General features: G+C 63.0%; 26 protein-coding genes and 1 tRNA gene. 5 read left to right on the top strand and 22 right to left on the bottom strand.

The window, feature by feature from the left end; translation table 11 throughout:
- Positions 1–351: 351 nt before the first annotated feature.
- From CAG00_RS01030 to thrS, 9 genes are all read right to left on the bottom strand, one after another.
- Positions 352–428, bottom strand: a tRNA-Pro gene (locus CAG00_RS01030).
- A gap of 101 nt (positions 429–529) precedes the next feature.
- Positions 530–886 (bottom strand): MerR family transcriptional regulator, encoded by a 357-nt coding sequence (locus CAG00_RS01025; RefSeq protein ID WP_003250681.1) that lies wholly within the window; start codon positions 884–886, stop codon positions 530–532.
- Positions 867–1,169, bottom strand: coding sequence for an integration host factor subunit alpha (gene ihfA / locus CAG00_RS01020; protein ID WP_003250679.1), 303 nt, complete (start codon positions 1,167–1,169; stop codon positions 867–869). Before ihfA ends, CAG00_RS01025 begins: the two co-directional genes overlap by 20 nt.
- A gap of 4 nt (positions 1,170–1,173) precedes the next feature.
- The gene (gene pheT, locus CAG00_RS01015; protein WP_085663214.1) at positions 1,174–3,555 is read right to left on the bottom strand and encodes a phenylalanine--tRNA ligase subunit beta; all 2,382 of its coding nucleotides are present in this window, start codon (positions 3,553–3,555) and stop codon (positions 1,174–1,176) included.
- Between the two features lie 31 nt (positions 3,556–3,586).
- A complete protein-coding gene (pheS, locus tag CAG00_RS01010) occupies positions 3,587–4,603 on the bottom strand; it encodes a phenylalanine--tRNA ligase subunit alpha (protein WP_013972006.1) in 1,017 nt (338 codons plus the stop codon).
- 109 nt (positions 4,604–4,712) lie between these two features.
- On the bottom strand, positions 4,713–5,069 hold the full coding sequence (rplT, locus tag CAG00_RS01005) for a 50S ribosomal protein L20 (RefSeq protein WP_003250671.1): 357 nt from the start codon (positions 5,067–5,069) through the stop codon (positions 4,713–4,715).
- A 27-nt stretch (positions 5,070–5,096) separates the two neighbouring features.
- Positions 5,097–5,291: a 50S ribosomal protein L35 gene (rpmI, locus tag CAG00_RS01000; RefSeq protein WP_003250667.1), complete on the bottom strand. Its 195-nt coding sequence runs from the start codon at positions 5,289–5,291 to the stop codon at positions 5,097–5,099.
- A gap of 61 nt (positions 5,292–5,352) precedes the next feature.
- Positions 5,353–5,904: a translation initiation factor IF-3 gene (gene infC, locus CAG00_RS00995; protein WP_013972005.1), complete on the bottom strand. Its 552-nt coding sequence runs from the start codon at positions 5,902–5,904 to the stop codon at positions 5,353–5,355.
- The gene (thrS, locus tag CAG00_RS00990; protein ID WP_085663213.1) at positions 5,904–7,826 is read right to left on the bottom strand and encodes a threonine--tRNA ligase; all 1,923 of its coding nucleotides are present in this window, start codon (positions 7,824–7,826) and stop codon (positions 5,904–5,906) included. The genes infC and thrS overlap by 1 nt, the downstream gene beginning before the upstream one ends.
- 338 nt (positions 7,827–8,164) lie before the next feature.
- Between thrS and CAG00_RS00980 the strand changes: the two genes are divergently transcribed.
- A complete protein-coding gene (locus CAG00_RS00980) occupies positions 8,165–8,470 on the top strand; it encodes a hypothetical protein (protein WP_085619064.1) in 306 nt (101 codons plus the stop codon).
- A 162-nt stretch (positions 8,471–8,632) separates the two neighbouring features.
- On the top strand, positions 8,633–8,845 hold the full coding sequence (locus tag CAG00_RS00975) for a cold-shock protein (protein WP_003250656.1): 213 nt from the start codon (positions 8,633–8,635) through the stop codon (positions 8,843–8,845).
- Between the two features lie 223 nt (positions 8,846–9,068).
- Here CAG00_RS00975 and CAG00_RS00970 read toward each other — a convergent pair whose 3' ends face one another.
- On the bottom strand, positions 9,069–9,389 hold the full coding sequence (locus CAG00_RS00970) for an I78 family peptidase inhibitor (protein ID WP_085619066.1): 321 nt from the start codon (positions 9,387–9,389) through the stop codon (positions 9,069–9,071).
- Positions 9,390–9,665: 276 nt separating this feature from the next.
- Here CAG00_RS00970 and CAG00_RS00965 point away from each other — a divergent pair, with 276 nt between their 5' ends.
- Positions 9,666–9,878 (top strand): hypothetical protein, encoded by a 213-nt coding sequence (locus CAG00_RS00965; protein ID WP_003260960.1) that lies wholly within the window; start codon positions 9,666–9,668, stop codon positions 9,876–9,878.
- Here the strand turns inward: CAG00_RS00965 and CAG00_RS00960 are convergent.
- The 7 genes from CAG00_RS00960 to CAG00_RS00925 form a co-directional block, all read right to left on the bottom strand.
- A complete protein-coding gene (locus CAG00_RS00960; RefSeq protein WP_025338539.1) occupies positions 9,850–10,851 on the bottom strand; it encodes a nucleoside hydrolase in 1,002 nt (333 codons plus the stop codon). The two genes, CAG00_RS00965 and CAG00_RS00960, sit on opposite strands and share 29 nt — an antisense overlap.
- 148 nt (positions 10,852–10,999) lie before the next feature.
- On the bottom strand, positions 11,000–11,398 hold the full coding sequence (rbsD, locus tag CAG00_RS00950; RefSeq protein ID WP_015269789.1) for a D-ribose pyranase: 399 nt from the start codon (positions 11,396–11,398) through the stop codon (positions 11,000–11,002).
- A complete protein-coding gene (gene rbsK / locus CAG00_RS00945) occupies positions 11,395–12,303 on the bottom strand; it encodes a ribokinase (RefSeq protein WP_085663212.1) in 909 nt (302 codons plus the stop codon). The genes rbsD and rbsK overlap by 4 nt, the downstream gene beginning before the upstream one ends.
- Positions 12,304–12,318: 15 nt before the next feature.
- Positions 12,319–13,341 carry a LacI family DNA-binding transcriptional regulator gene (locus CAG00_RS00940; protein WP_075044736.1) on the bottom strand — a complete coding sequence of 341 codons (1,023 nt, stop codon included), beginning with the start codon at positions 13,339–13,341 and terminating at the stop codon, positions 12,319–12,321.
- 4 nt (positions 13,342–13,345) lie between these two features.
- Positions 13,346–14,341, bottom strand: a complete 996-nt coding sequence (locus CAG00_RS00935) for an ABC transporter permease (protein ID WP_015269786.1) — start codon at positions 14,339–14,341, stop codon at positions 13,346–13,348.
- Positions 14,338–15,891: a sugar ABC transporter ATP-binding protein gene (locus tag CAG00_RS00930; protein WP_025338535.1), complete on the bottom strand. Its 1,554-nt coding sequence runs from the start codon at positions 15,889–15,891 to the stop codon at positions 14,338–14,340. Before CAG00_RS00930 ends, CAG00_RS00935 begins: the two co-directional genes overlap by 4 nt.
- Positions 15,892–15,912: 21 nt before the next feature.
- The gene (locus CAG00_RS00925) at positions 15,913–16,869 is read right to left on the bottom strand and encodes a sugar ABC transporter substrate-binding protein (RefSeq protein ID WP_085663211.1); all 957 of its coding nucleotides are present in this window, start codon (positions 16,867–16,869) and stop codon (positions 15,913–15,915) included.
- Positions 16,870–17,273: 404 nt separating this feature from the next.
- Here CAG00_RS00925 and CAG00_RS00920 point away from each other — a divergent pair, with 404 nt between their 5' ends.
- Entirely contained in the window at positions 17,274–18,362 is a 1,089-nt protein-coding gene (locus tag CAG00_RS00920; RefSeq protein WP_085592285.1) for an asparaginase, read from the top strand.
- A gap of 73 nt (positions 18,363–18,435) precedes the next feature.
- On the opposite strand, the gene CAG00_RS00915 is transcribed toward CAG00_RS00920, so the two are convergent.
- From CAG00_RS00915 to CAG00_RS00905, 3 genes are all read right to left on the bottom strand, one after another.
- Positions 18,436–19,947, bottom strand: a complete 1,512-nt coding sequence (locus CAG00_RS00915; RefSeq protein ID WP_085663210.1) for a CoA-acylating methylmalonate-semialdehyde dehydrogenase — start codon at positions 19,945–19,947, stop codon at positions 18,436–18,438.
- A 156-nt stretch (positions 19,948–20,103) separates the two neighbouring features.
- Positions 20,104–20,454 carry a cupin domain-containing protein gene (locus tag CAG00_RS00910; protein WP_085663209.1) on the bottom strand — a complete coding sequence of 117 codons (351 nt, stop codon included), beginning with the start codon at positions 20,452–20,454 and terminating at the stop codon, positions 20,104–20,106.
- Between the two features lie 13 nt (positions 20,455–20,467).
- Entirely contained in the window at positions 20,468–21,850 is a 1,383-nt protein-coding gene (locus tag CAG00_RS00905; protein WP_085663208.1) for an FAD-binding oxidoreductase, read from the bottom strand.
- Positions 21,851–22,287: 437 nt separating this feature from the next.
- Between CAG00_RS00905 and CAG00_RS00895 the strand changes: the two genes are divergently transcribed.
- Positions 22,288–22,530 carry a DUF1654 domain-containing protein gene (locus CAG00_RS00895; RefSeq protein ID WP_025338527.1) on the top strand — a complete coding sequence of 81 codons (243 nt, stop codon included), beginning with the start codon at positions 22,288–22,290 and terminating at the stop codon, positions 22,528–22,530.
- Between the two features lie 14 nt (positions 22,531–22,544).
- On the opposite strand, the gene CAG00_RS00890 is transcribed toward CAG00_RS00895, so the two are convergent.
- The gene (locus CAG00_RS00890) at positions 22,545–22,970 is read right to left on the bottom strand and encodes an HD domain-containing protein (RefSeq protein WP_003260953.1); all 426 of its coding nucleotides are present in this window, start codon (positions 22,968–22,970) and stop codon (positions 22,545–22,547) included.
- 240 nt (positions 22,971–23,210) lie between these two features.
- Positions 23,211–23,780, bottom strand: coding sequence for an SPOR domain-containing protein (locus CAG00_RS00885; RefSeq protein ID WP_025338525.1), 570 nt, complete (start codon positions 23,778–23,780; stop codon positions 23,211–23,213).
- Between the last annotated feature and the right edge of the window lie 87 nt (positions 23,781–23,867).

The following is a 23,867-nucleotide window of genomic DNA, read 5'->3' as shown; positions in this document are numbered from 1 at the left end:
ACGAATGCACAGGCACACCCTTTAACGGCCTCGGCGCTTAGCCTCTGCGTGGGTTGTTGCCGCGTAACTATTTGCATGAAAGATTATTTTTGCCTGCGATTAGCCTGCCAACATTACCCACTTCGCCTGGGCCGAGCCAGCTTGGCGCAACCTACCAATACTCAGCAGTTCGACAGGACAACCCTGGAGAGACACCTTCACTTAGCGAGCCAATAAAGACTGCGATAAAGTGAACCTGTTGCCGTGTTAAGCACAAACGGGCACCAGAAATAGGTTTATGACTTTAACTCAAAACTCGCATACATAAAAAAATCCAGTCACCGCTAAGTGACTGGATTTTTTAGGGATTTTTGGTCGGGACGGAGTGATTCGAACACTCGACCCCTTGCACCCCATGCAAGTGCGCTACCGGGCTGCGCTACGCCCCGACTACATTCTCATAACCTCTGAGAACGATGAAGAATCTACCCTAACTTCCTGATAAATGAAAGCTTTTTCTCAAAAAATTTCCATTCGCCAGCAACCCAGGTCACTTCTTCAACACCACCAACACATCCTCCAACTCGACAATCATCTGCCGAATCAGCTGCTTGTACTGGCTAGACTCATCCTTGGCCTCATCACTGGAGAGCCTCAACCGAGCCCCACCAATGGTGAACCCCTGGTCATAAAGCAGCGCGCGAATCTGGCGAATCATCAGCACATCCTGCCGCTGATAATACCGCCGGTTCCCCCGCCGCTTCACGGGATTGAGCTGATCGAACTCCTGCTCCCAATACCGCAGCACGTGCGGTTTTACCGCACAAAGCTCACTCACTTCACCAATGGTGAAGTACCTTTTGCCCGGTATGGGGGGCAGTTCGTCGTTATGGCTTGGTTCCAGCATAGGCCTCAACCCGGGCCTTCAACTTCTGCCCTGGACGAAAGGTGACGACGCGCCGTGCGGTGATCGGGATTTCTTCCCCTGTCTTGGGGTTGCGGCCCGGCCGCTGGCGTTTGTCGCGAAGGTCGAAGTTGCCGAAACCGGACAGCTTGACCTGCTCGTTCTCTTCAAGTGCGTGCCGAATTTCTTCAAAAAACAGCTCGACCAGCTCCTTGGCCTCACGCTTGTTAAGCCCCAGCTCCTCGTACAGCCTTTCGGCCATCTCAGCTTTCGTCAGAGCACCCATGCCGTTATTTCCTTAACGTGGTGTTCAACCTTTGTTCGAGCGAGGTGAGGATGTTTTGCAGTGCGGCGTTCACCTCATCGTCGTTAAGAGTGCGCGATGGATGCTGCCAGGTCAAGCCGACGGCAAGGCTTTTTCTATCAGGATCAATGCCTTTACCTTGGTAGACATCAAACAGCCTGAGGTCTGTGAGCCATTCGCCTGCATTGTCACGAATTACTTCAAGCACCGAGCTAGAAGCTACATCACGTCCTGCGATCAAAGCCAGGTCGCGGCGGGTTTCCGGGAACTTGGACAGCTCGCTGAATTTCGGCAGGCGACCTTCGACCACGTCGCCCAGCACCAGCTCGAACAGGAACACCGGGCGGTCCAGGTCCAGGGCTTTTGCCAGCTCTGGGTGGATGGCGCCGAGGTAGCCGACCAGCTTGCCGTCACGTTCGATGGCGGCGGTCTGGCCTGGGTGCAGGGCTGGGTGCTTGCCGGCGCTGAAGGTGAAGTCGCTCAGGGCGCCGGAGTAGCCCAGCAGGGCTTCCACGTCGGCCTTGACGTCGAAGAAGTCGACGCCGTCGCGGCCGTTGGCCCAGCCTTCTGGCAGGCGGCTGCCGGTGACAACGCCGGCGATCATCGGCTGCTGCTTCAGGTCGCCGAGCTGGCCGACGAAGCGCAGGCCGCTTTCGAACAGGCGCACGCGGTCTTGCTGGCGGTTCAGGTTGTGCTGCAGCGCCTTGACCAGGCCCGGCCACAGGGACGCGCGCATGGCGGCCATGTCGCTGGAGATGGGGTTGGCCAGCAGCAGCGGCTCTACGCCCGGGCTGAACAGTTCGAACAGTTTCGGGTCGATGAAGCTGTAGGTGATGGCTTCCTGGTAGCCGCGGGCAACCAGCAGGCGGCGCAGGGTCGGCAGTTCACCGCGGGTTTCCGGCTTGCCCTGGGGGGCCAGGCGGGCTTGCGGGTAGCGAACCGGCAGGTTGTTGTAGCCGTACAGGCGGGCCAGCTCTTCGATCAGGTCCACTTCCAGGCTGATGTCGAAGCGGTGGCTTGGAACGTTGACGGTCCACTGCCCTTCCCCATCGCGAGTCGTGGTCAGTTCCAGGGCGTTGAGCAGCTGCTCGACCTGGGCTGGGTCCATTTCCATGCCGAGCATCTGGGTGATGCGTTCGGCGCGCAGGGTGACCGGGGCCACTTGCGGCAGGTGCTGTTCGCTGACGGCTTCGACAACCGGGCCGGCTTCGCCGCCGACGATGTCCAGCAGCAGCTGGGTGGCGCGCTCCATGGCTTCGCGGGCCAGCTGCGAGTCTACGCCGCGCTCGTAGCGGTGCGAGGCGTCGGTGTGCAGGCCATAGGAACGGGCTTTACCGGCGACGGAGATCGGCTCGAAGAAGGCGCTTTCGAGGAACAGGTCGCGGGTTTTTTCGGTGTTCACACCGCTGTGCTCGCCACCCATGACGCCGGCGATGGCCAGGGCGCGGGTGTGGTCGGCGATTACCAGGGTGTCGGCGCGCAGGGCAACTTCCTGGCCGTCGAGCAGGACGAGCTTCTCGCCCTCTTCAGCCATGCGTACGCGGATGCCGCCGTTGATTTCTGCCAGGTCGAAGGCGTGCATCGGCTGGCCGAGTTCGAGCATCACGTAGTTGGTGATGTCGACGGCGGCGTCGATGCTGCGCACGTCGCTGCGGCGCAGGCGTTCGACCATCCACAGCGGGGTCGGCTTGCTCAGGTCGACGTTGCGGATGACGCGGCCCAGGTAGCGTGGGCAGGCAGCCGGGGCGCTGACTTCGACCGGGCGCACTTCGTCGTGGGCAGCCGGTACGGCTGGCACTACCGGGCGGGTGACCGGGGTGTCGTACAGGGCGCTGACGTCGCGGGCCAGGCCGGCGATGGACAGGCAGTCGCCGCGGTTGGGGGTGAGGCCGATTTCGATGCTGGCGTCGTCCAGGCTCAGGTACTGGCGAATGTCTTCGCCAACCGGGGCGTCGGCAGCCAGTTCCAGCAGGCCGTCGTTCTCTTCGCTGATTTGCAGCTCGGCAGCCGAGCACAGCATGCCGAAGGACTCGACGCCGCGCAGCTTGGCCTTCTTGATCTTGAAGTCGCCTGGCAGTTCGGCGCCGATCATGGCGAACGGGATCTTGATGCCTGGGCGGGCATTAGGGGCGCCGCACACGACCTGGAAGGTTTCCTGGCCGTTGCTTACCTGGCACACGCGCAGCTTGTCGGCGTCCGGGTGTTGTTCGGTGGCGAGGATTTCGCCCACGACGATGCCGCTGAACTGGCCGGCAGCGGGGGTAACGCTGTCGACTTCGAGGCCAGCCATGGACAGGCGGGCGACCAGTTCGTCACGGGAGACTTGCGGGTTTACCCAACCGCGCAGCCACTGTTCACTGAATTTCATGCTGTTCTCCTAGAATGTGCGTCGATTGGGCCTAGCGGAATTGGGCAAGGAACCGCAGGTCGTTATCGAAGAACAGACGCAAATCGTTGACGCCGTAGCGCAGCATGGCCAGGCGCTCGGCGCCCATGCCGAAGGCGAAGCCCTGGAACTCTTCAGGGTCGATGCCGGACATGCGCAGCACGTTCGGGTGCACCATGCCGCAGCCCATCACTTCCAGCCAGCCGGTCTGCTTGCACACGCGGCAGCCTTTGCCGGAACACATCACGCACTGGATGTCGACTTCGGCGGACGGCTCGGTGAAGGGGAAGAACGATGGGCGGAAACGTACCGCCAGTTCTTTTTCGAAGAACACGCGCAGGAATTCTTCGATGGTGCCCTTGAGGTCGGCGAAGTTGATATCGCGATCGATCAGCAGGCCTTCGACCTGGTGGAACATCGGCGAGTGGGTGATATCCGAGTCGCAACGGTATACGCGGCCCGGGCAGACAATGCGGATTGGCGGCTGGGTGGACTCCATGGTCCGCACCTGCACCGGCGAGGTGTGGGTGCGCAGCAGCATGTTGGCATTGAAGTAGAAGGTGTCGTGCATCGCCCGGGCCGGGTGGTGGCCGGGGATGTTGAGCGCTTCGAAGTTGTGGTAGTCGTCTTCCACCTCTGGGCCTTCGGCAATGCCGTAGCCGATGTGGGTGAAGAACTGCTCGATGCGCTCGAGTGTACGGGTGATCGGGTGCAGGCCACCGGTGGCCTGGCCGCGGCCTGGCAGGGTGACGTCAATGCACTCGGCAGCCAGGCGAGCGCTGAGCTCGGCTTCTTCGAAGGCGGCCTTGCGGGCATTGAGCACAACAGTAACGCGCTCTTTGGCGTCGTTGATCAGCGCGCCGACTTTCGGCCGCTCTTCGGCTGGCAGGTTGCCCAGGGTCTTCATCACCTGGGTCAGCTCGCCTTTCTTGCCGAGATAATTCACCCGGATCTGTTCCAGGGTATTGATGTCTTCAGCGCGCTCCACGGCCTCTAGGGCTTGGGAGACCAACGCATCCAGGTTTTCCATGTACAGACTCCAGATACGAAAATAGGGGAAGAGCTTTGAAGGCTCTTCCCCTATCGATGACGTTCAATGCCCGACGGCGCTAGCGCCGCCGGGTGATTGTCGCGGGTACTTAAGCCAGAACGGCTTTAGCTTTCTCGACAATCGCAGCAAACGCCGCTTTTTCGTTCACTGCCAGATCGGCCAGAACCTTACGGTCGATTTCGATCGAAGCCTTTTTCAGGCCAGCAATCAGACGGCTGTAGGACAGACCGTTGGTGCGGGCACCGGCGTTGATACGAGCGATCCACAGTGCGCGGAACTGACGCTTCTTCTGACGACGGTCACGGTAGGCATATTGACCTGCCTTGATGACAGCCTGCTTGGCAACGCGGAATACGCGCGAGCGTGCACCGTAGTAGCCTTTAGCCAGTTTCAGAATTTTCTTGTGACGCTTACGAGCGATGACGCCACGCTTAACACGAGCCATGAGTAACTTCCTCTATCTAAACCAGAATTAACGTACGCGCAGCATGCGCTCGACTTTTGCCACGTCAGACGGGTGCAGCAGGCTGGCACCGCGCAGTTGACGCTTACGCTTGGTCGACATTTTGGTCAGGATGTGGCTCTTGAAAGCGTGCTTGTGCTTGAAGCCGGAAGCGGTCTTCAGGAAGCGCTTCGCAGCACCGCTCTTGGTTTTCATTTTTGGCATGTTGGAACTCCGCATTCGATAAAATTACACAATAATCATCAGGCCTGCCGTGCCCGGGAGATTACTTCTTCTTTTTGGGGGCGATGACCATCATAAGCTGGCGTCCTTCCATCTTCGGATGCTGCTCAACGGAGCCGTATTCGGCGAGGTCGGCTTCGACCCGCTTCAACAGCTCCATGCCCAGCTCCTGGTGGGCCATCTCACGGCCGCGGAATCTCAGAGAGATCTTGGCCTTGTCCCCATCGGTAAGGAAACGTACCAGGTTGCGTAGTTTTACCTGGTAATCCCCTTCTTCCGTCCCTGGACGAAACTTGATTTCTTTGATCTGGATCTGCTTCTGGTTTTTCTTGGCTTCGTTGGCCTGCTTCTTCTTCTCGAAGAGGTGCTTGCCGTAGTCCATCACCTTGCAGACGGGCGGTTGCGCGTCTGCAGAGATTTCCACCAGATCCAGCTTCGCTTCATCAGCGATACGAAGCGCTTCATCAATCGAGACGATGCCAATCTGCTCGCCGTCAGCGCCAATTAACCGAACCTCGCGTGCCGAGATATTCTCGTTGATCGGGGCTTTCGGTGCAGTTCGTTTATCGTTTCTCATTTCACGCTTAATAGTCATTACTCCGATTCTAGGCGACCGCGCTGGGCAACAGCGCTGTTGAGCAGCTGCGTGAATTCAGCCACCGGCATGGAGCCGAGGTCTTTGCCTTCACGGGTGCGTACGGCGACGGTCTGCGTTTCGACTTCGCGATCCCCTATAACCAAAAGGTACGGGACCTTGAGCAAAGTATGCTCGCGGATTTTAAAGCCGATCTTCTCATTTCTCAAGTCCGACTTGGCACGGAAACCGCTACCGTTCAGGGTATTTTCCACCTCGAGGGCGAAATCGGCCTGCTTGTCGGTGATGTTCATGATCACGGCCTGGGTGGGTGCCAGCCAGGCCGGGAACACGCCGGCGTAGTGCTCGATCAGCATGCCGATGAAGCGCTCGAACGAACCGAGGATGGCGCGGTGCAGCATGACCGGGCGAACTCGGCTGTTATCTTCGGCGATATAGCTGGCATCCAGGCGTTCCGGCAGGTTCGGGTCGTACTGCAGGGTACCGCACTGCCAGTTACGGCCGAGGCAGTCGCGCAGGGTGAACTCGATCTTCGGGCCGTAGAAGGCGCCCTCGCCCGGCTGGTATTCCCACTCCAGGCCCGATTCGTTCAAGGCGTCGGCCAGTGCGCCTTCGGCACGGTCCCACAGCTCTTCGGAACCCACGCGCTTGGCCGGGCGGGTCGACAGCTTCATGGCGATGTCGGTGAAGCCAAAGTCCTTGTACACGTCCAGGGTCAGCTTGATGAAGTCGGCGGCTTCTTTCTTCACCTGTTCTTCGGTGCAGAAGATGTGCGCGTCGTCCTGCACGAAGCCACGCACGCGCATGATGCCGTGCAGGGCGCCGGACGGCTCGTTACGGTGGCAGGCACCGAACTCGGCCAGGCGCAGCGGCAGGTCGCGGTAGCTTTTCAGTCCCTGGTTGAACACCTGCACGTGGCACGGGCAGTTCATCGGCTTGACCGCGTAGTCACGGCTTTCCGACGAAGTGGTGAACATGTTCTCGGCGTAGTTGGACCAGTGGCCGGAACGCTCCCAGAGAATGCGGTCGACAACCTGCGGGGTCTTGATTTCCTGGTAGCCGTTGACGCGCTGGACCTGGCGCATGTACTGCTCGAGTACCTGGTACACGGTCCAGCCGTTGGCGTGCCAGAACACCATGCCCGGGGCTTCTTCCTGCAGGTGGAACAGGTCGAGCTGCTTGCCGATCTTGCGGTGGTCGCGTTTTTCGGCTTCTTCGATGCGCTGGATGTACGCAGCCAGCTGCTTCTTGTCGGCCCAGGCGGTGCCGTACACGCGTTGCAGCTGCTCGTTCTTGGCATCACCGCGCCAGTAGGCGCCGGACAGCTTGGTCAGCTTGAATGCCTTGAGGAAGCGGGTGTTCGGCACGTGCGGGCCGCGGCACATGTCGACGTATTCTTCGTGGTAGTACAGGCCCATGGCCTTTTCGTCCGGCATGTCTTCGACCAGGCGCAGCTTGTAGTCTTCGCCACGGGCCTTGAACACGTCGATGACTTCGGCGCGCGGGGTCACCTTCTTGATGACGTCGTAGTCCTTGTCGATCAGCTCCATCATGCGCTTTTCGATGGCGGCCATGTCTTCAGGGGTGAAGGGGCGCTCGTAGGCGATGTCGTAGTAGAAGCCTTCGTCGATGACCGGGCCGATCACCATCTTGGCGGTCGGGTACAGCTGTTTCACCGCGTGGCCGACCAGGTGGGCGCACGAGTGACGGATGATCTCCAGTCCCTCTTCATCTTTAGGGGTGATGATCTGCAGGGTGGCGTCGTTGCTGATCAGGTCGCAGGCATCGACCAGTTTGCCGTCGACCTTGCCGGCCACGGTGGCCTTGGCCAGGCCGGCGCCGATGGAAGCGGCGACTTCGGCTACGGATACGGCATGATCGAACGAACGTTGACTGCCATCGGGAAGAGTAATAACGGGCATGGCGCCTCCTCTCCTAGTGGTGACCCCTACCAAAGGTCACGTGGGTTGGGATGAGCCAGTACAAGATCCGACCTGCCTTCCCGCAACGGGAAGCCTGCCTCACAGTGGCAGAAGCCTTTCGGCTTGCCAGGGACGAACCAGAGTGACTGGAAAGAAAAAAGATAGCTGCAGGCTGCAAGTTGTCAGCTGCAAGCCGGGCATGCTAGCACGCGGGTTGCATGCCAGGCAGAAATATTTGGAAATTACGCCGCAGCGGTGAACTAACGCGGAAAAATTCCTATCAGACCTTGGGAAGCAACCTACTCTTGATGAGACCTTAACCCAAGGAGTAACTGGTTATGCGAGTTCCGTCTCTTCTGGCCCTGGCGGCTGCTGGGGCCCTGCTGCTGCCCATGGCTGCGAACGCCGGCAACTTCCCGCCCGGAAAGGAGGCTGGCTACATGGCCCAGTGCACGCAGGTGGCCAGCGGCCAGGGCGTTGATGCTGCAACCGCGAAAAAACACTGCGACTGTGGCGCCCAAGCCATCAAAAAGAATTTCACCGACGCGGAGATTGCCGACCTCGACAGCAAGGACGGCGTGGACGCCAAGCTGATGCAGAAGGCCCAGACGGTCGTGAAACAGGCCTGCGCACCGAAGAGCTGAAACCTTAAAGCCAGAGCAGACCAGCCATTCTTTGAGCTGGATCAACATCCTGCGAAGGTAAAAGGCGCTAGATGCGCAGAATTAGACTATGATGTGTTCCGTGCTCCGTAGCCTCGGCCGCATTGCACCACTGAAAAAACTAAATGTTCTGGAGATTCACCCATGTCCAATCGCCAACAAGGCACCGTCAAATGGTTCAATGATGAGAAAGGCTACGGCTTCATCACCCCAGCAGGCGGCGGCGACGACCTGTTCGTTCACTTCAAGGCCATCGAATCTGACGGCTTCAAGAGCCTGAAAGAAGGCCAGACTGTTTCCTTCGTCGCCGAGCGCGGCCAGAAGGGCATGCAGGCTGCACAGGTTCGTCCGGAGTAATTCGGATAGCTGTAAAAAAACCCGCCCTCGTGGCGGGTTTTTTTATGGCCGTTTGCCAGGCTGCACGCGCTCGCTTTTTTGTAGGAGCGGCCTTGTGTCGCGAAAGGGGCGCGTAGCGGCCCCAGGGTTTCAGCTTCGCAGCATCAATGGCCGGGGCCGCTTTGCGGCCCTATCGCGACACAAGGCCGCTCCTACAGGGACCGCGTCGATCCTCCGGGCTGTGTCAACCGCAGTTGACGCGAATTACCTTGCCCTGCTCGTCCACATTCAGGTTCAAGCGCTCGGAGCGGTACTCAAGGGTAACCACATCATGCGGCTTGAGAATGCGGGCCATCTGCGAGCCACTGGCCTTGCGCGCCTGCTCCAGCAGCTCGGCGCTGGCGGGCTTGCCAATGGCGAAATCGGCGCCGCTGGCTTCGCAGCGGCCATCATTGCCTGCCGGCGTAGCTGGTGCAGCGCCACCAGCAGAATTGCCACCAGTGCTGCAACCAGCCAGGACAGCAGCCACCGCCAGGGTTGCCAGGTAAGCACGGGTACGGAACATGAAGCCTCCTAAATCGGTCCGGGAACTGTCTGATCCGACAGTTCCGCTCATCTTTTGTTGCAAAACCGGTCAAGTCTGCCTGAACTTGCCAGCCGAGGCGAAAACGCAATCGTGACCGGATTTTGCACAACCTGCTGCGTTTGCCATATGCTTAAGCCGCAAGGTCACTGACGCAAAGTCATGATTTAGTGCAAGAAGTGGAGCGCACCCCGCCTCCATCGAACACCAGGGTCAGGTGTTCGCCCCTTCGTCCCGGGCCCCAAGCGAGAGCCTTTCATGAGCAGCCACAGCATCGAAGCCGATATCAAGGTCAAATGGGCCGAAGGCCAGAGCGCGTACAGCCCTGGCACGCCGGAGGAGTTGCTGCTGATTGCCATCGACCTGCTGGTGCGCGATCGCGGCGCCGAGGCGGCACGCAGCTTCTTCGACCAGGTGTTCGAGCGCTACGCGCCGCACACGGCTATTCCAATCGCGCCAAACGGGCGCTGAGCAGGTCGAACAGGCCCTGGGCATCGCCCTCCTCCACCCACATCACGTTGGCAGGCTGCTTGAGCACGCCGTACCAGTCGGCAAGGGTCTGGCCGAAGCTGGGGCCTTCGCGGCTGTCGATGCTCATATGGATGCGCCGGCCGCTGAACAGCTCGGGCTTGAGCAGGTAGGCGATGACGCTGGCGTCGTGCACCGGGCCGCCGGGCATGCCGTACAGGTCCATGTCGTGGGTGATGTAGGCGTTGAGGATATCCACCACCCGTTTGCTGGCCTGGTTGTTCACCGCCGCCAGTTGCTTGAGGCGGGCGTCGCTGGTCAGCAGCTTGTGGGTGACGTCCAGCGGCAGGTAGGTCAGTTGCACGCCGCTGGCCAGCACCACTTCGGCGGCATGTGGGTCGGCATAGAGGTTGAATTCCGCCGCCGGGGTGATGTTGCCGCCGTTGAAATGGGCACCGCCCATGACCACCACCTGCTTGATGCCTTTGGCGATGTCCGGGCGCTGGATCAGCGCCAGGGCCAGGTTGGTTTGTGGGCCGAGCATGGCGATGGTGATGCTGTGGGGCTTGGCGGTGCCCAGGGTGTCGACCAGGTATTGCACGGCATTGCCCTGAGCCAGCGGCGCTTTCGGTTCGTGGACCTGGATGCCGGTGAGGCCTTCTTCGCCGTGCACGTCGGCGGCGTAGATGGGCTTGCGCACCAGCGGGCGAGCGGCGCCGGCGTACACGGGGATGTCTTCGCGGCCGGCCCATTCGCGGGCCAGGCGGGCGTTGCGCGAGGTCTTTTCCAGGCGCACGTTGCCGGCCACGGTGGTGATGGCGCGGATGTTGAGCTCGTCGGGCGAGGCCATGGCCAGGAACAGCGCGACCACGTCGTCGGCGCCGGGGTCGGTGTCGATGATCAGGTCGATGGGGGCGGCCTGGAGGGTGGTGGCTGCGGCCATGAGGGCGATTCCTTGTAACAAGGGTTTGAGCATGGGTGGCACTCCTGTTGCCTGGATTGGTATTCCTGATACACCACAAATCCCTGTGGGAGCGGGTTTACCCGCGAAGAAGGCAGCGCGGTGGATGGCACCGGCTTCGCCGGTGTTCGCGGGTGAACCCGCTCCCACAGGGGGCGACGAGCTAGAAGGTCACGCCGGAAATCAGCGCGATGTTGCTGTAGGGCTGGCACTCGCCGGTGCGCACTACCGCACGGGCACTGCGTGACAATGCCTTGAAATCTTCATGGCTCAGCCATTCGCGCTTGCCCAGCTTGCCCTTCAGCCGCTCGATCTCGACCAGCGCCGGTGGCACTACTTTCTGCATCTCTTCGGCCAGCACGTGGCGCTCTACCTGCAATTCGCTCAGCACAACCCGCAACACGCTGGCGAAATCCGGCAGGCCGGGCGTGACGGCCAGGTCGATCAGTTCGACGCCCGGCGGCACCGGTAGCCCGGCATCGCCGATCACCAGGATGTCACCATGCCCCATGCCGGCGATGGTCCGCGACAGGGCGACGTTCAGCAGTGGGGTCTTCTTCATGGCGCAAGCTCCGCCAGGTAGGGAATCGACGGCTGGGCACCGGCGCGGGTAACCGACAGAGCCGCGGCGCGTTGGCCGAAGGTGATGGCTTCGCCCTCCTCCATGCCGCGCACCAGGCCAGCGGCAAAGCCGCCGATAAAAGTATCGCCGGCTGCCGTGGTGTCCAGCGGCTGCACCACCGGCGCGGGGAAGTGCTGATGGCCCTGACGAGTGACCAGCAAGGCCCCTTGCGCGCCCAGGGTGATGATCACTTTGCCCGCGCCCAGTTGCAGCAAGCGCTCGCCGGCGCGCCGGGCACTGTCCAGATCAGCCACCGCCACGCCGGTCAGGGCTTCGGCCTCGCTTTCGTTGGGCGTCAGGTAGTCGATGTGGGCGAACCAGCCCGCCGGCAAGGGGCCGGTCGCCGGCGCCGGGTTCAGGATCACCCGCTTGCCCAGTTCACGCCCCCGGGCCAAGGTCCAGGCCACGGTGTCGGCCGGTACTTCCAGCTGGCAGATGATCACCTCGGCCGCCTGCAGCAGCGCATCGAACCGCTGCACCGACTGCGGCGTCAGCAGGCCGTTGCCACCGGGGATGATGACGATGCAGTTCTGGCTGGCGGCATCCACGGTGATCAGCGCCACACCGCTGGACACGCCCTGGCAGGTGCTGACGCCCTGGCAGTCGATGCCTTCCACATACAAGGCCCGGTGCAGTTGCCGGCCATAATCATCGTCGCCGACGTTGCCGATCATCGCCACGCTGCCGCCCAAGCGCGCCACGGCCACCGCCTGGTTGGCCCCCTTGCCGCCCGGCACGGTGAAAAAGCTTTCGCCGGGGAGTGTTTCGCCGGCCCGGGGCAGGCGCTGGGCGCGGGCCACCAGGTCCATGTTGAGGCTACCGACTACCACGACCTTGGCACTCATGACATTTCCTTAGCGTTAGCGGTAATCGTTGAACAGGTCCGGGCGCGGCCCGGTGGACTCGCGCAGCACGATGCGCGGGGCGACGATGCGTTGCTCCGCCGCGCCCTGCCGGGGTGTGCCGATACGCGCCAGCAACAGCGACGCGGCGCTCTCGCCCAACTCGCGGATCGACTGGCCCACCGTGGTCAACGGCGGGTACACATAGCGGCTGAGCTCGATGTCGTCGAAGCCGATCACCGACAGCTCGCCGGGTACGTTGATATTGCGTTCGGCCGCGGCGCGCAGCACGCCGAAGCCGATCATGTCGTTGCCGGCGAAGATCGCCGTGGGCCGCTTGCCCTCCAGCAACCGGGTTGCCACCGCATGGCCCCCCGGGCTGGTGAAGTCGCAGTGCAGCACGCGGTCGCCCAGCACCGCTGCGCCGGCCTCGGCCATGGCGCGACGGAAGCCGCTCAGCCGCAGCTGGGTGACCCCGGTCTCGGCGGGGCCGCCGATGTAGGCGATGTCGCGGTGGCCAAGCTCCAGCAGGTGACGGGTGGCCAGGTAGGCGCCCTGCTCGTGGTCGATGCGCACCAGGTCGGCATCGACGCCATCCAGTTCGCGGTCGACGATCACCATTGGCGTGCGCACGCCAGTCAGGCTTTGCAGCAGGTCGCTGTCCTGGCCCACCGAAGCCACCACCAGGCCGTCGATACGCTTTTCCAGCAGTACGCGCAGATAGCTGCGCTGCTTTTGCGGGTTGTCGTCGGAGTTGCACAGGATCACGCAGTAGCCATTGCGCTCGCAGGCGTCTTCGATGCCCCGCGCCAGTTCGGCGAAGTACGGGTTGACGCTGTTGGGCACCAGCAAGCCGATGGTGGCCGTGCTGCGCGCCTTCAGCGAGCGGGCCACGGCGCTGGGCACGTAGTCGAGCTCAGCGATGGCGGCTTCGACTTTCAGCCGCACCTGCTCGCTGACCGGCCGGGTCTTGTTCAGCACATGGGACACGGTGGTGTAGGAAATGCCCGCCAGTGCCGCGACGTCTTTGATGGTTGCCATGTTCTCAGTTCCGCCGGCCTGCACGCCGGCTACGGTAAGTGTCGAGCACCACGGCGATGACGATCACCGCCCCGGTGATGATGCGTTTGGTCGGTTCGCTGGCACCGATCTGCGCCAGCCCTGCGGCCAGCACCGAAATGATCAGCACGCCAAAGAAGGTGCTGATGACCGACCCACGCCCGCCCATCAGGCTGGTGCCGCCAATCACCACGGCGGCGATCACCTGCAGCTCCAGGCCGGAGCCGGCATTGGGGTCGGCGGCTTCCAGGCGCGAGATCTGGAACAGCGCAGCCAGGCCGGCAAGCAGGCCCATCAGGGCGAACACCAGCACCTTGTAAGGGCGCGGGTCGATGCCGGCCAGGCGCACGGCCTCTTCGTTGGTGCCGATGCCGATCAGGTAGCGGCCGAACACCGTGCGGGTCAGCACCAACTGGGCCAGCACGATCACCAGCAAGGCGATGATGAACGCCGGCGAGATGCCGAATGCAATGGGGTTGGAGAACCAGGCATAGGCATCGCCGATATAGGCGGTGCGCGAGTCGGTGAACTGGTAGGCCAGGCCGCGGGCCATTTCCAGCACCCCGAGCGAAACGATGAACGACGGAATGCGCCAGGCCACGGTTACGCCGCCGGTGATGCTGCCGGCCAGCGCGGCCACGGCCATGCCCAGCAGGGCCGAAGGCAGCACGCCCCAACCCCAGCCGAGGATCGCCACGCTGACCGTCGAGGCTGCCAGCGCCAGCACCGAGCCCACCGACAGGTCGATGCCGCCAATGATCAGTACGAAGGTCATGCCCACCGCCAGCACCATCAGGTCGGGGATCTGGTTGGCCAGGGTACTGAAGGTGTTGTACGACCAGAAGTGGCTGCTGAGGAACGAGAACAGCACGATCATCGCCAGCAAGGCGCCGGCCAGGCCCAGGTAGGTACCCAGGCCAAGATAGGTGCCACTGCGGCGCACTGGTGCGGCACCTTGGCTGTCGAGCGGGGTGGTTTTCATGCATCCATCCTGGGAGCTGCGTCATGCAGCAGTGCGTCACGTTTCTGATAACCGGCAAAGGCCGCGGCCAGCAGCTGGTCCTGGCTCCAATGGTCACGCTCGAAGGTGTCGATCAGGCGACCGGCCGACAGCACGGCGATGCGGTCGCAGATCAGCATCAGCTCGCGCAGGTCGCTGGACACCACCACCAGGGCCTTGCCCTGGCGCGCCAGCTCGGCCAGCAGGCCATAGATGTCGAACTTGGCGCCGACGTCGATGCCACGGGTGGGCTCGTCGAACAGCAGCACCTGGCAGTCGCGCTCCAGCCAACGGCCGATCACCACCTTCTGCTGGTTGCCGCCAGACAGCTCGCCCACCACCTGCTGCGGGCCGGCACTGCGAATGCGCATGGCCTGGATCTGGCGCTCGGCCAATGCCGCTTCGGCTTCGCCATCGAGCACCCCGGCCCGTGATACCGCACCGAGGTTGCCCAGGGCGATATTGGCGCTGATCGACTGCGTCAGCAGCAGGCCCTCGCCTTTGCGGTCTTCGGTGATCAGCGCGATACCGGCCTGCACGGCAGCCTTGGGCGAGTCGATGGTGACCACCTGCGGTGGCTGGCCGAGGGCGATGCTGCCGCTGTCGGCACGGTCGGCGCCGTAGATCAGGCGCAACAGCTCGGTACGGCCGGCACCGATCAGGCCGGAGATACCGAAGATCTCCCCTGCCCTGACCTCGAACGACACTTCACGCACCTTGTCGGCACGGCTGAGCTTGTCGACCTTGAGCAGCGGCGCGCCGATCTGCCGCCTGCCCAGGTCGATATGCTCGCCCAGCTCGCGGCCGACCATCAGGTTGACCAGTTCGGCGCTGCTGTAGCGCTGTATCGGCTCGTCGCACACCAGCTTGCCGTCGCGCAGCACGACGATGCGCTGGGCCACGCGCTGCAGTTCTTCCAGGCGATGGGAGATGTAGACGATGGCCACGCCACGTTGGCGCAGGCGCTCTATCTGGGTGAACAGCAGCTCCACCTCGCGCGCGGTGAGCATGGCGGTGGGTTCATCGAAGATCAGCACATGGCAGTCGCCGATCAGGTTGCGGGCGATCTCGACCATCTGCTGGTGGCCGATGCCCAGCTCGCCGACCGGGGTGTCCGGGTCGATGGCGTCGAGGCCGACCTGGGCCATGGCGGCCGTGGCCAGTTGGCGCAGGCGCTTCTGGCTGATCCAGCCAAAGCGGCCGGGCAGGTTGTCGAGGAACAGGTTTTCCGCCACGGTCAGCGTGGGCAGCAGGTTCAGCTCCTGCATGACCATGCGCACGCCGAGGCGCTCGGCCTCGCTGCGGCTGCCAGGGGCGTAGGCCTGGCCGCGGTAGTGCATGTGCCCGGTGGTGGGGGTTTCCAGGCCACTGATGAGCTTGGACAGGGTGCTCTTGCCGGCGCCGTTCTCACCGGTCAGCGCCAGCACTTCACCGGCACGCAGGTTCAGGCTGACCTCGCCGAGCACGGGCTGGGCGTAGGTCTTGCCCAGGCCACTGGCGGCGAGCACTACTTCGTTGGCCGATGCAGGCATGGCCGTTTCTCCTGCCAGCGATCAGGACTTGGTGATGAGTTGGACCGGGGTCTGGATGACGTTGTCGGCATCCACGTCGGGTTTCTCGCCCTTGACCATTTTCAGCGCCGCCTGGATACCGTACACCGCCTGCTGGCTGGCCGCCTGGTCGAGGGTGGCGAGCACACGGCCATCGGCGAGCATCGGCTTGATGGCGTTGATGTTGTCGTAGCCCACCACTTGCACCTGGCCGGCTTTGCCAGCAGCACGCACGGCCGACACGGCGCCCAGGGCCATGCTGTCGTTACCGGCCAGCAAGGCTTTCAGGTCGGGGTATTCGTTGAGCATGGAGGCGGCGACGGCGTTGCCTTTGTCGATTTCCCAATTGCCGCTCTGCACCGAGACGATCTTGATCTGCGCGGCCTCCATGGCCTCCTTGAAGCCGGCGGTACGCTGCTGGGCGTTGGTGGTGGTCGGCACGCCTTCGATGATGCCGACCTGGTCGCCGGCCTTGAGCTTCTCGTTGGCCAGGTAGTCGCCGACCAGGCGCGCGCCCTTGCGGTTGTCGGGGCCCACGAAGGGTACGCTGATGCCTTTGCTCTTGAGCAGCGCCGGGTCCAGGCGGTTGTCGATGTTGATCACCACCACGCCCTGGTCCATGGCCTTCTTCACCGCCGATACCAGCGCCTTGGAGTCGGCCGGGGCAATGACCAGGGCCTTGGCGCCCGCGTTGACCATCTGCTCGACGATGCGGATCTGCTCGCCGGTGTCGGTCTCGTTCTTGATGCCGTTGGCGATCAGCTCGAATTCATCGGCGTGAGCTTTCTGGTAGTCCTTGGCACCGTCTTCCATGGTGCGGAAGAACTCGTTGGCCAGCGACTTCATGACCAGGGCGACCTTGGGCTTGTCTTCGGCGTGGGCGGCCGAAAACGGCAGGGCCAGGGACAGCGAGGAAATGACCGCGAGGGCCAGCAGACGACCGGGGAACGGCAGTTTCATGGACGATGACTCCGGATCTTGTGTTTTTTGTCGGATCGCAAACGTTTGCGTTGCCTAACTATGGAAACAGGATCGGGGTTTGTCAAATCCGTTTGGCTGTGGGAGGTCAAGTCGAGCCTGGGGCAGTTTATCCGGATTTTTTCCGAAAAGCCGAACGTCTTTTCCTGCGTTTGTTCGGAATCTCGAATGGCACGCACCTTCATGCAGGAGCGGCCTTGCGTCGCGATGGGCTGCGCAGCAGCCCCGGCAATTTGTGTATTCGCCCGTGAATCTGGGGCCGCTACGCGCCCCATCGCGACACAAGGCCGCTCCTACAGGCAGCGCGCACATGCCTGGTACGAAACCTGCCTTGCACCCTGTGCGACAAAACAACCATCTCATTAGGAAGAGAGAGAACAATAACGATGAATGCCGCACTGAAAACCTTCGCCCCCAGCGCACTCGCCCTGCTGCTGGTGCTGCCAACCACCGCCTCGGCCAAAGAAGCCGAGACCCAGCAGAAGCTGGCCAACGTGGTCATTCTCGCCACCGGCGGCACAATTGCCGGTGCTGGCGCCAGCGCCGCCAACAGCGCCACCTACCAGGCCGCCAAGGTGGGCGTCGACAAGCTGATCGCCGGCGTACCGGAACTGGCCAACGTGGCCAACGTGCGCGGCGAGCAGGTCATGCAGATCGCCTCTGAGAGCATCTCCAACGACGACCTGCTCAAGTTGGGCAAACGCGTTGCCGAACTTGCCGAAAGCAAGGACGTGGACGGTATCGTCATCACCCACGGCACCGACACCCTGGAAGAAACCGCCTACTTCCTCAACCTGGTGGAAAAGACCGACAAGCCGATCGTGGTCGTCGGTTCGATGCGCCCGGGCACCGCCATGTCCGCCGACGGCATGCTCAACCTGTACAACGCCGTGGCCGTGGCCAGCGACAAACAGTCGCGCGGCAAGGGCGTGCTGGTGACCATGAATGACGAGATCCAGTCCGGCCGCGATGTGAGCAAGGCGCTCAACATCAAGACCGAGGCCTTCAAGAGCGCCTGGGGCCCGATGGGCATGGTGGTGGAAGGCAAGTCCTACTGGTTCCGCCTGCCGGCCAAGCGCCACACGGTCAACTCCGAGTTCGACATCAAGCAGATCAGCAGCCTGCCGCAGGTGGACATCGCCTATGGCTATGGCAACGTCACCGACACCGCCTACAAGGCGTTGGCGCAGAATGGGGCCAAGGCACTGATCCATGCCGGTACCGGCAACGGTTCGGTGTCGTCGCGGGTAGTGCCGGCGCTGCAGGAACTGCGCAAGAACGGCGTGCAGATCATTCGCTCGTCGCACGTCAACCAAGGTGGTTTCGTGCTGCGCAACGCCGAACAGCCGGACGACAAGAACGACTGGGTCGTGGCCCATGACCTGAACCCGCAAAAGGCGCGGATCCTGGCGATGGTGGCGATGACCAGGACCCAGGACAGCAAGGAGCTGCAGCGGATCTTCTGGGAGTACTGATCACTAGTACCCCTGAAATGCAAACAGCCCCGCTGCGTGGGCGGGGCCGTTTGCTGTCAGCTAGCCGAATGCCTCAGTGGCTGGTCGGCATCGCGAACTCCGCCCCCTTGGCAATCGCCTGCGGCCAGCGCTGCATGATGCTCTTCTGTTTGGTGTAGAAGCGCACCCCTTCCTCACCGTAGGCATGCATGTCACCGAACAGGCTCTTCTTCCAGCCACCAAAGCCATGCCAGGCCATCGGCACCGGGATCGGCACGTTGATACCGACCATGCCCACCTGGATACGGCGGCCGAACTCGCGGGCGATGTGGCCGTCGCGGGTGTACAGGCTCACGCCATTGCTAAACTCGTGGGCGTTGATCAGGTCGACCGCTTCGGCAAAGTCCTTCACCCGCAGGCAGGCCAGTACCGGGCCGAAGATCTCTTCCTTGTAGATGCGCATGCCCGGGGTGACGTTGTCGAACAGCGTGCCGCCCAGCCAGAAACCGTCACCACAACCTTCGCCAGCCGCCTGGCCGTTGAAGTTGCGGCCATCGACCAGCAGCTTCGCGCCCTCCTTCACGCCTTGCTCGATGTAGCCGGTGATGCGCTCCAGCGCCGCGCGGGTGACGATCGGGCCCATCTCGGCTTCGAGGTTGGTACCGTTCAGCACTTTCAGCTCGCGGGTACGCTCGATCAGCTTGGGCATGACCTTCTCGGCAGTATCGTCACCGACAAACACCGCCACGCTGATCGCCATGCAACGCTCGCCAGCCGAGCCATAGGCGGCACCGATCAGCGCATCGACCACCTGATCGATGTCGGCGTCGGGCATCACCACCAAGTGGTTCTTAGCCCCGCCCAGCGCCTGCACGCGCTTGCCGTGGCGGGCACCGGTTTCGTAGATGTGGTTGGCGATCGGCGTGGAGCCAACGAACGACACCGCCTGCACATCCGGGTGCTCGATCAGCGCGTTGACCGCGTCCTTGTCGCCCTGCACGACGTTGAACACGCCGTCCGGCAGGCCGGCCTGCTTCAGCAGCTCGGCGATGAACAGGCTCGGGCTCGGGTCCAGCGGGCTGGGCTTGAGCACGAAGGTGTTGCCGGTGGCCAGGGCGACCGGGAACATCCACATCGGCACCATCACCGGGAAGTTGAACGGGGTGATGCCGGTGACCACGCCCAGCGGCTGGCGCAGGGTCCAGTTGTCGATGTTGGTGCTGACCTGGTCGGTGAAGTCGGTTTTCAGCAGCTGCGGCGCGCCGCAGGCGAACTCGACGATCTCGATGCCGCGCATCACCTCGCCCTGGGCATCGGTGAACACCTTGCCGTGCTCGGCGGTAATCATGCGGGCCAGGTCGTCGCGGTGCTCGTTGAGCAACGCCAGGAACTTGTTCAGCACCCGCGAACGGCGCAGTGGCGAGAGGTTGCTCCAGGCCGGGAAAGCGGCCTTGGCCGACGCGACGGCGGCGTCCACGTCCTTTTGCGCAGACAGCTGCACCTGGCCGGTGACCACGCCGGTGGCCGGGTTGTAGACCGGCAATTGCTGGCCGCTGGTGGTCTCGGCCAGAGCGCCGGAGATCCAGTTCATGATGGTTTGGGTCATTGTGGTTATCCGAAAATGGTTGATGGATGCGGCGGCCATGTGGGAGCGGGTTCACCCGCGAAGAAGGCAACTCGGTGCATGGCACCGGCTGCGCCGGTGTTCGCGGCTGAAGCCGCTCCCACAAGGATCGGGGCAGGCTTCCAGCTCTGGCGGAAATCAGTAGATGGCGTAGACCTTGCGCACGGTTTCCAGCACGTCCCAGCGGCCGGTCCAGCCTGGCGGCAGGATGATCAGGTCGCCGCCGGTCACTTCCACCACCTCCCGGGTGCTGTCGTCGGTGAGCAGCGCCTTGCCGGAGATGATGTAGGTGAACTCGGTGTCAGGGCGGTCGACCACCGGCCAGCCACCCGGCTGGCATTCCCATACGCCGAGGTTGCCGACCGCATCCGGGGCCTGCTTGCTGATGGCGATCTGCGGGTCCCCCTTGTCGGCGCCGGCACGCTGACCGGCAGGGTTCAGTGGCAGTGCCTTGATGTCGGCGTGCTTGATGATGGTGAACGAAGGCATGGGGTTTCTCCTTTCAATGGGCGCCGGTGAGCTTTTCCAGCAGCATCGCGGTACGTGAAGGTTTGTGGGTGTAGCGCTCTTCCAGATCACTGAGCGACGCGGCAGCCAGGCCGCTGTTGATGCCGAACCAGCGCAGCGGTTCTGGCTCCCAGGATGGCGAGCGGTGGTTGACCAGGGGCAGCGTGTTGATGTCTTCATCACGCTCGAGAATCAGGTTGCGCAGAATGCGCCCGGCCAGGTTGCTGGTGGCCACGCCATCACCGACGTAGTTGCCGGCCCAGGCCATGCGCTGGTTGCGGTCGATGCTGACGGTCGGGCACCAGTCGCGGGAAACACCCAGCGCGCCACCCCAGCGGTGGGTGATGCGGGCGTCGCGCAGGGCCGGGAAGAATTCGAGCAGGGTGTCGTGGATCTTGCCGTGGATGCTGTCCACCAGGTCAGCCTGTTCGGGCATGCTCGAGCCCCATTTGTAGGGCGCGCCCCGGCCACCGAACACCAGCCGGCCTTCGGCGGTGACCTGGCCGTATACGCGCAGGTGGCGCATGTCGTTGAACGCCAGGCGGTGGTCGAGGTTGAGCCGGGCCAGCAGTTCACGCGGCAACGGCTCGGTGGCCAGCACCAGCGAATACAGCGGGATGACGAAACGCGACTTGCCCGGCTGTTGCGAAGTGAATGCCTCGGTGGCCCGCACGGTCATGCCGGCACGTACCGAACCGTGTTCGGTGTGCACTACGCCCGGGGCCATCTGGGTGACCGCCGACTGCTCGTAAATTGTCGCGCCCAGGCTTTCGACCAGCTTGGCCAGGCCACGCACCAGCTTGCCGGGGTGGATGAGCGCGCAGTGTTCGGTGTAGAGGCCGCCAAGGGTGCCTTGGGCGCCGGTCCGGGCATGGGCTTCGGCAGCCTCCAGCACTCGCCACTGGTCAGGCAGCCCGAAGCGCGCCGAAGATTCCACGGCCGCACGCGCCCGCGCCATCTGCGGGGCGCTGCGGGCCAGGGAGAGGAAGCCCTGTTTGGCATAGTCGGCATCGACCCCTTCCAGCGCCAGCACCCGGCCGATCTCGTCGACCGTTGCGTTCATCGCAGCCTGCAGGTGCAAGGCCGCATGGTGGGAATACAGTTGCTCCACCCGGTGCAGGGAAATCGGGAAGATCGCCGAGGCCCAACCGCCGTTGCGGCCCGAGGCGCCGAAGCCGACGGCGTTCTTTTCCAGCAGCACCACGCGCAGCGACGGGTCGCTCTTGAGCAGGTAGTAGGCGGTCCACAACCCCGTGTACCCGGCACCGACGATCACCACATCGGCATCGGCCACGCCGTCCAGCCGGGCCCGTGGCGCGCTCGGGGCAAACCATAGCGGTTTGTTGGGTAACAGGGACAAATCGGATTTCGCTGACATGCTGGTGGCTTCCCGTTGGCGTTTGCGACTGGTGTGGAGGGCTTCGTCTTGTCAGTAGTGACCAGTGCGTGTTGGCCTGAGGTTATGCGGGGTTGGCGGGGGGTGGTATCGACCATTTTCAATAGACGGAGCCATCAGCCATACAAATGTATGAACGATCATCAGCACTTGCAGTTGCGCGGTACCTGTGGGAGCGGGCATGCCCGCGAAGCATGCGACGCGGTGTATGGCACCGGCTTCGCCGGTGTTCGCGGGCATGCCCGCTCCCACAGGGTCTCCCGCATCAGAACCCTACGATGAGAAGCCTGTGGAATACCCTGGATAACGCTGCGCACGGATCGGCCCAGGCTTGAGCACAGTTTTCGCCTGACAAGCTGTTGCGAAATTACTTACAGTGAAATACTGTATGTGCATACAGCAAAAACAAGGAAACACTTGTGTCCAGCACCGCCTCCGCCACCCCGAGCAGCTATGAACAACTGGGTATACGCATCCAGAAGATCATCAACAGCCCCACTGCCCAGCGCAGCCGCGCGGCGCTGATCTTTCGCCTGGAACAGGAAGCCCCGGAAGACTGGGAAACCCTGCTCGAGGAAATCGCCGAAAACGATAACGTCACCCTCGCCCACCGCGACGATGGCGGTGTGCAGATTTTCTGGACCGTACCGAAGGAAGACTGACCGCGTATTCAACCTCAGGCCAACGCCTGCAGGTAGGCGCTGGCTTCGCGGTAACGCGCCAGCCGCGCCAGGTCGGTGGGGCCTGGGCAGGGGATGCGCGAAAGGTCGCTGTTGTCGGCCAGGTCGGCCAGCTTGACGGTGCGCGCCAGCGGGTCACCGCCCAGGCGCACCACGAAGTCCTGGTAGGCCTCGCCCTCACGGCGGCTGAGCGCCAGCAAGGCGGCAAGGATTTTCAGCGCGAAACCCTCGCGCGCCAGGTCGGACAGGGTCAGCGGGGTGTCTTCGATCACATCGTGAAGCACCGCGACAATCCGTTGTTCGGTTGTGGAAACCCGCATCATCACGCGTAGCGGGTGGAGGATATAAGCAGCCCCACCCTTGTCGTATTGCCCTTCATGCGCCCTGGCGGCCACGGCAATGGCCCGCTCCAGTGTAGACATGAGGCCCTCCCCGTTCGGCTTCTTCCTGCCAAGCATAGCCAAAACTGTGCGGACAATGTCTAGCGCGCGTTTGACTGCTCGAAATCCGGAAGCTGGCGCACGCCCTGTAGGAGCGGCCTTGCGTCGCGACGGGCTGCGAAGCAGCCCCGGGATTTCGGCATCACAGCAGATTCTGTGGGGCTGCTTCGCAGCCCGTCGCGACGCAAGGCCGCTCCTACAGGCCCTACGCACACAAGGTTTTCAGCGCGCTGCGCCGTGCTGGATCACCACCGAATCGGTACCCAGCTTGGCCATCACCTCGGCCTTGCGTGCTTCGGCTTCCTCACGGCTGGGGAACGGCCCCATCAGCACCACCGGCTTGCCGTCGCGGTACTCCACCGAGGACGGGATGCCCTTTTCGATCAGGCGCGCGGTCATGTCGCTGAGCGCGCCCATGTTGGCGCCCTGGATCACTTCCACATCCCAGCCTTGCGGGGCCGGCTGGCCTGCCAGAGCTTCGGCGCGACGCTGCAGCTCGGCGCCGCCACACATCTCGCGGATGCGCAGGTTGTTGCCGCTGTCGTCGACGATGATTTCGTATTGGCCATCGCGCTTGATCGCCACGTAGCTGCGGTAGGCTTCGTACTGCCCGGCATCATCCTTGCCGCGGACCTGGCCGCAGATGGTGCCCTGGGTGTCGATCCGCACGTTGCCGAACTTGGCGGTCTTGGGGTTGTGCAGGTGTTCGGCCACCTGTTTGTGCACGCCTTCGACCTCGTTCTCACAGCCCGCCAGGGCGAGCACTGCCATTACCACAGCCAGTTTGCGCACGCGTGTACCTCCAGATTCGAAGGCGCGGATTCTAGCACGCCCTCCCCGGGCAAGGACCGCGACCATACGTTACACCGTGCAACCAGT

The sequence above is a fragment of the Pseudomonas sp. B5(2017) genome (assembly GCF_002112825.1).
GTDB lineage: Bacteria > Pseudomonadota > Gammaproteobacteria > Pseudomonadales > Pseudomonadaceae > Aquipseudomonas > Aquipseudomonas putida_Z.
The sequence above is the reverse complement of the archived record's forward strand: the minus strand, read 5'-3'. Positions and strand labels throughout refer to the sequence as shown.

Coding starts and splice junctions, on each gene's coding strand:
- CAG00_RS01025 (WP_003250681.1), bottom strand. CDS start 886: ATGCTGGAACCAAGCCATAACGACGAACTGCCCCCCATACCGGGCAAA.
- ihfA (WP_003250679.1), bottom strand. CDS start 1,169: ATGGGTGCTCTGACGAAAGCTGAGATGGCCGAAAGGCTGTACGAGGAG.
- pheT (WP_085663214.1), bottom strand. CDS start 3,555: ATGAAATTCAGTGAACAGTGGCTGCGCGGTTGGGTAAACCCGCAAGTC.
- pheS (WP_013972006.1), bottom strand. CDS start 4,603: ATGGAAAACCTGGATGCGTTGGTCTCCCAAGCCCTAGAGGCCGTGGAG.
- rplT (WP_003250671.1), bottom strand. CDS start 5,069: ATGGCTCGTGTTAAGCGTGGCGTCATCGCTCGTAAGCGTCACAAGAAA.
- rpmI (WP_003250667.1), bottom strand. CDS start 5,291: ATGCCAAAAATGAAAACCAAGAGCGGTGCTGCGAAGCGCTTCCTGAAG.
- infC (WP_013972005.1), bottom strand. CDS start 5,904: ATGACTATTAAGCGTGAAATGAGAAACGATAAACGAACTGCACCGAAA.
- thrS (WP_085663213.1), bottom strand. CDS start 7,826: ATGCCCGTTATTACTCTTCCCGATGGCAGTCAACGTTCGTTCGATCAT.
- CAG00_RS00980 (WP_085619064.1), top strand. CDS start 8,165: ATGCGAGTTCCGTCTCTTCTGGCCCTGGCGGCTGCTGGGGCCCTGCTG.
- CAG00_RS00975 (WP_003250656.1), top strand. CDS start 8,633: ATGTCCAATCGCCAACAAGGCACCGTCAAATGGTTCAATGATGAGAAA.
- CAG00_RS00970 (WP_085619066.1), bottom strand. CDS start 9,389: ATGTTCCGTACCCGTGCTTACCTGGCAACCCTGGCGGTGGCTGCTGTC.
- CAG00_RS00965 (WP_003260960.1), top strand. CDS start 9,666: ATGAGCAGCCACAGCATCGAAGCCGATATCAAGGTCAAATGGGCCGAA.
- CAG00_RS00960 (WP_025338539.1), bottom strand. CDS start 10,851: ATGCTCAAACCCTTGTTACAAGGAATCGCCCTCATGGCCGCAGCCACC.
- rbsD (WP_015269789.1), bottom strand. CDS start 11,398: ATGAAGAAGACCCCACTGCTGAACGTCGCCCTGTCGCGGACCATCGCC.
- rbsK (WP_085663212.1), bottom strand. CDS start 12,303: ATGAGTGCCAAGGTCGTGGTAGTCGGTAGCCTCAACATGGACCTGGTG.
- CAG00_RS00940 (WP_075044736.1), bottom strand. CDS start 13,341: ATGGCAACCATCAAAGACGTCGCGGCACTGGCGGGCATTTCCTACACC.
- CAG00_RS00935 (WP_015269786.1), bottom strand. CDS start 14,341: ATGAAAACCACCCCGCTCGACAGCCAAGGTGCCGCACCAGTGCGCCGC.
- CAG00_RS00930 (WP_025338535.1), bottom strand. CDS start 15,891: ATGCCTGCATCGGCCAACGAAGTAGTGCTCGCCGCCAGTGGCCTGGGC.
- CAG00_RS00925 (WP_085663211.1), bottom strand. CDS start 16,869: ATGAAACTGCCGTTCCCCGGTCGTCTGCTGGCCCTCGCGGTCATTTCC.
- CAG00_RS00920 (WP_085592285.1), top strand. CDS start 17,274: ATGAATGCCGCACTGAAAACCTTCGCCCCCAGCGCACTCGCCCTGCTG.
- CAG00_RS00915 (WP_085663210.1), bottom strand. CDS start 19,947: ATGACCCAAACCATCATGAACTGGATCTCCGGCGCTCTGGCCGAGACC.
- CAG00_RS00910 (WP_085663209.1), bottom strand. CDS start 20,454: ATGCCTTCGTTCACCATCATCAAGCACGCCGACATCAAGGCACTGCCA.
- CAG00_RS00905 (WP_085663208.1), bottom strand. CDS start 21,850: ATGTCAGCGAAATCCGATTTGTCCCTGTTACCCAACAAACCGCTATGG.
- CAG00_RS00890 (WP_003260953.1), bottom strand. CDS start 22,970: ATGTCTACACTGGAGCGGGCCATTGCCGTGGCCGCCAGGGCGCATGAA.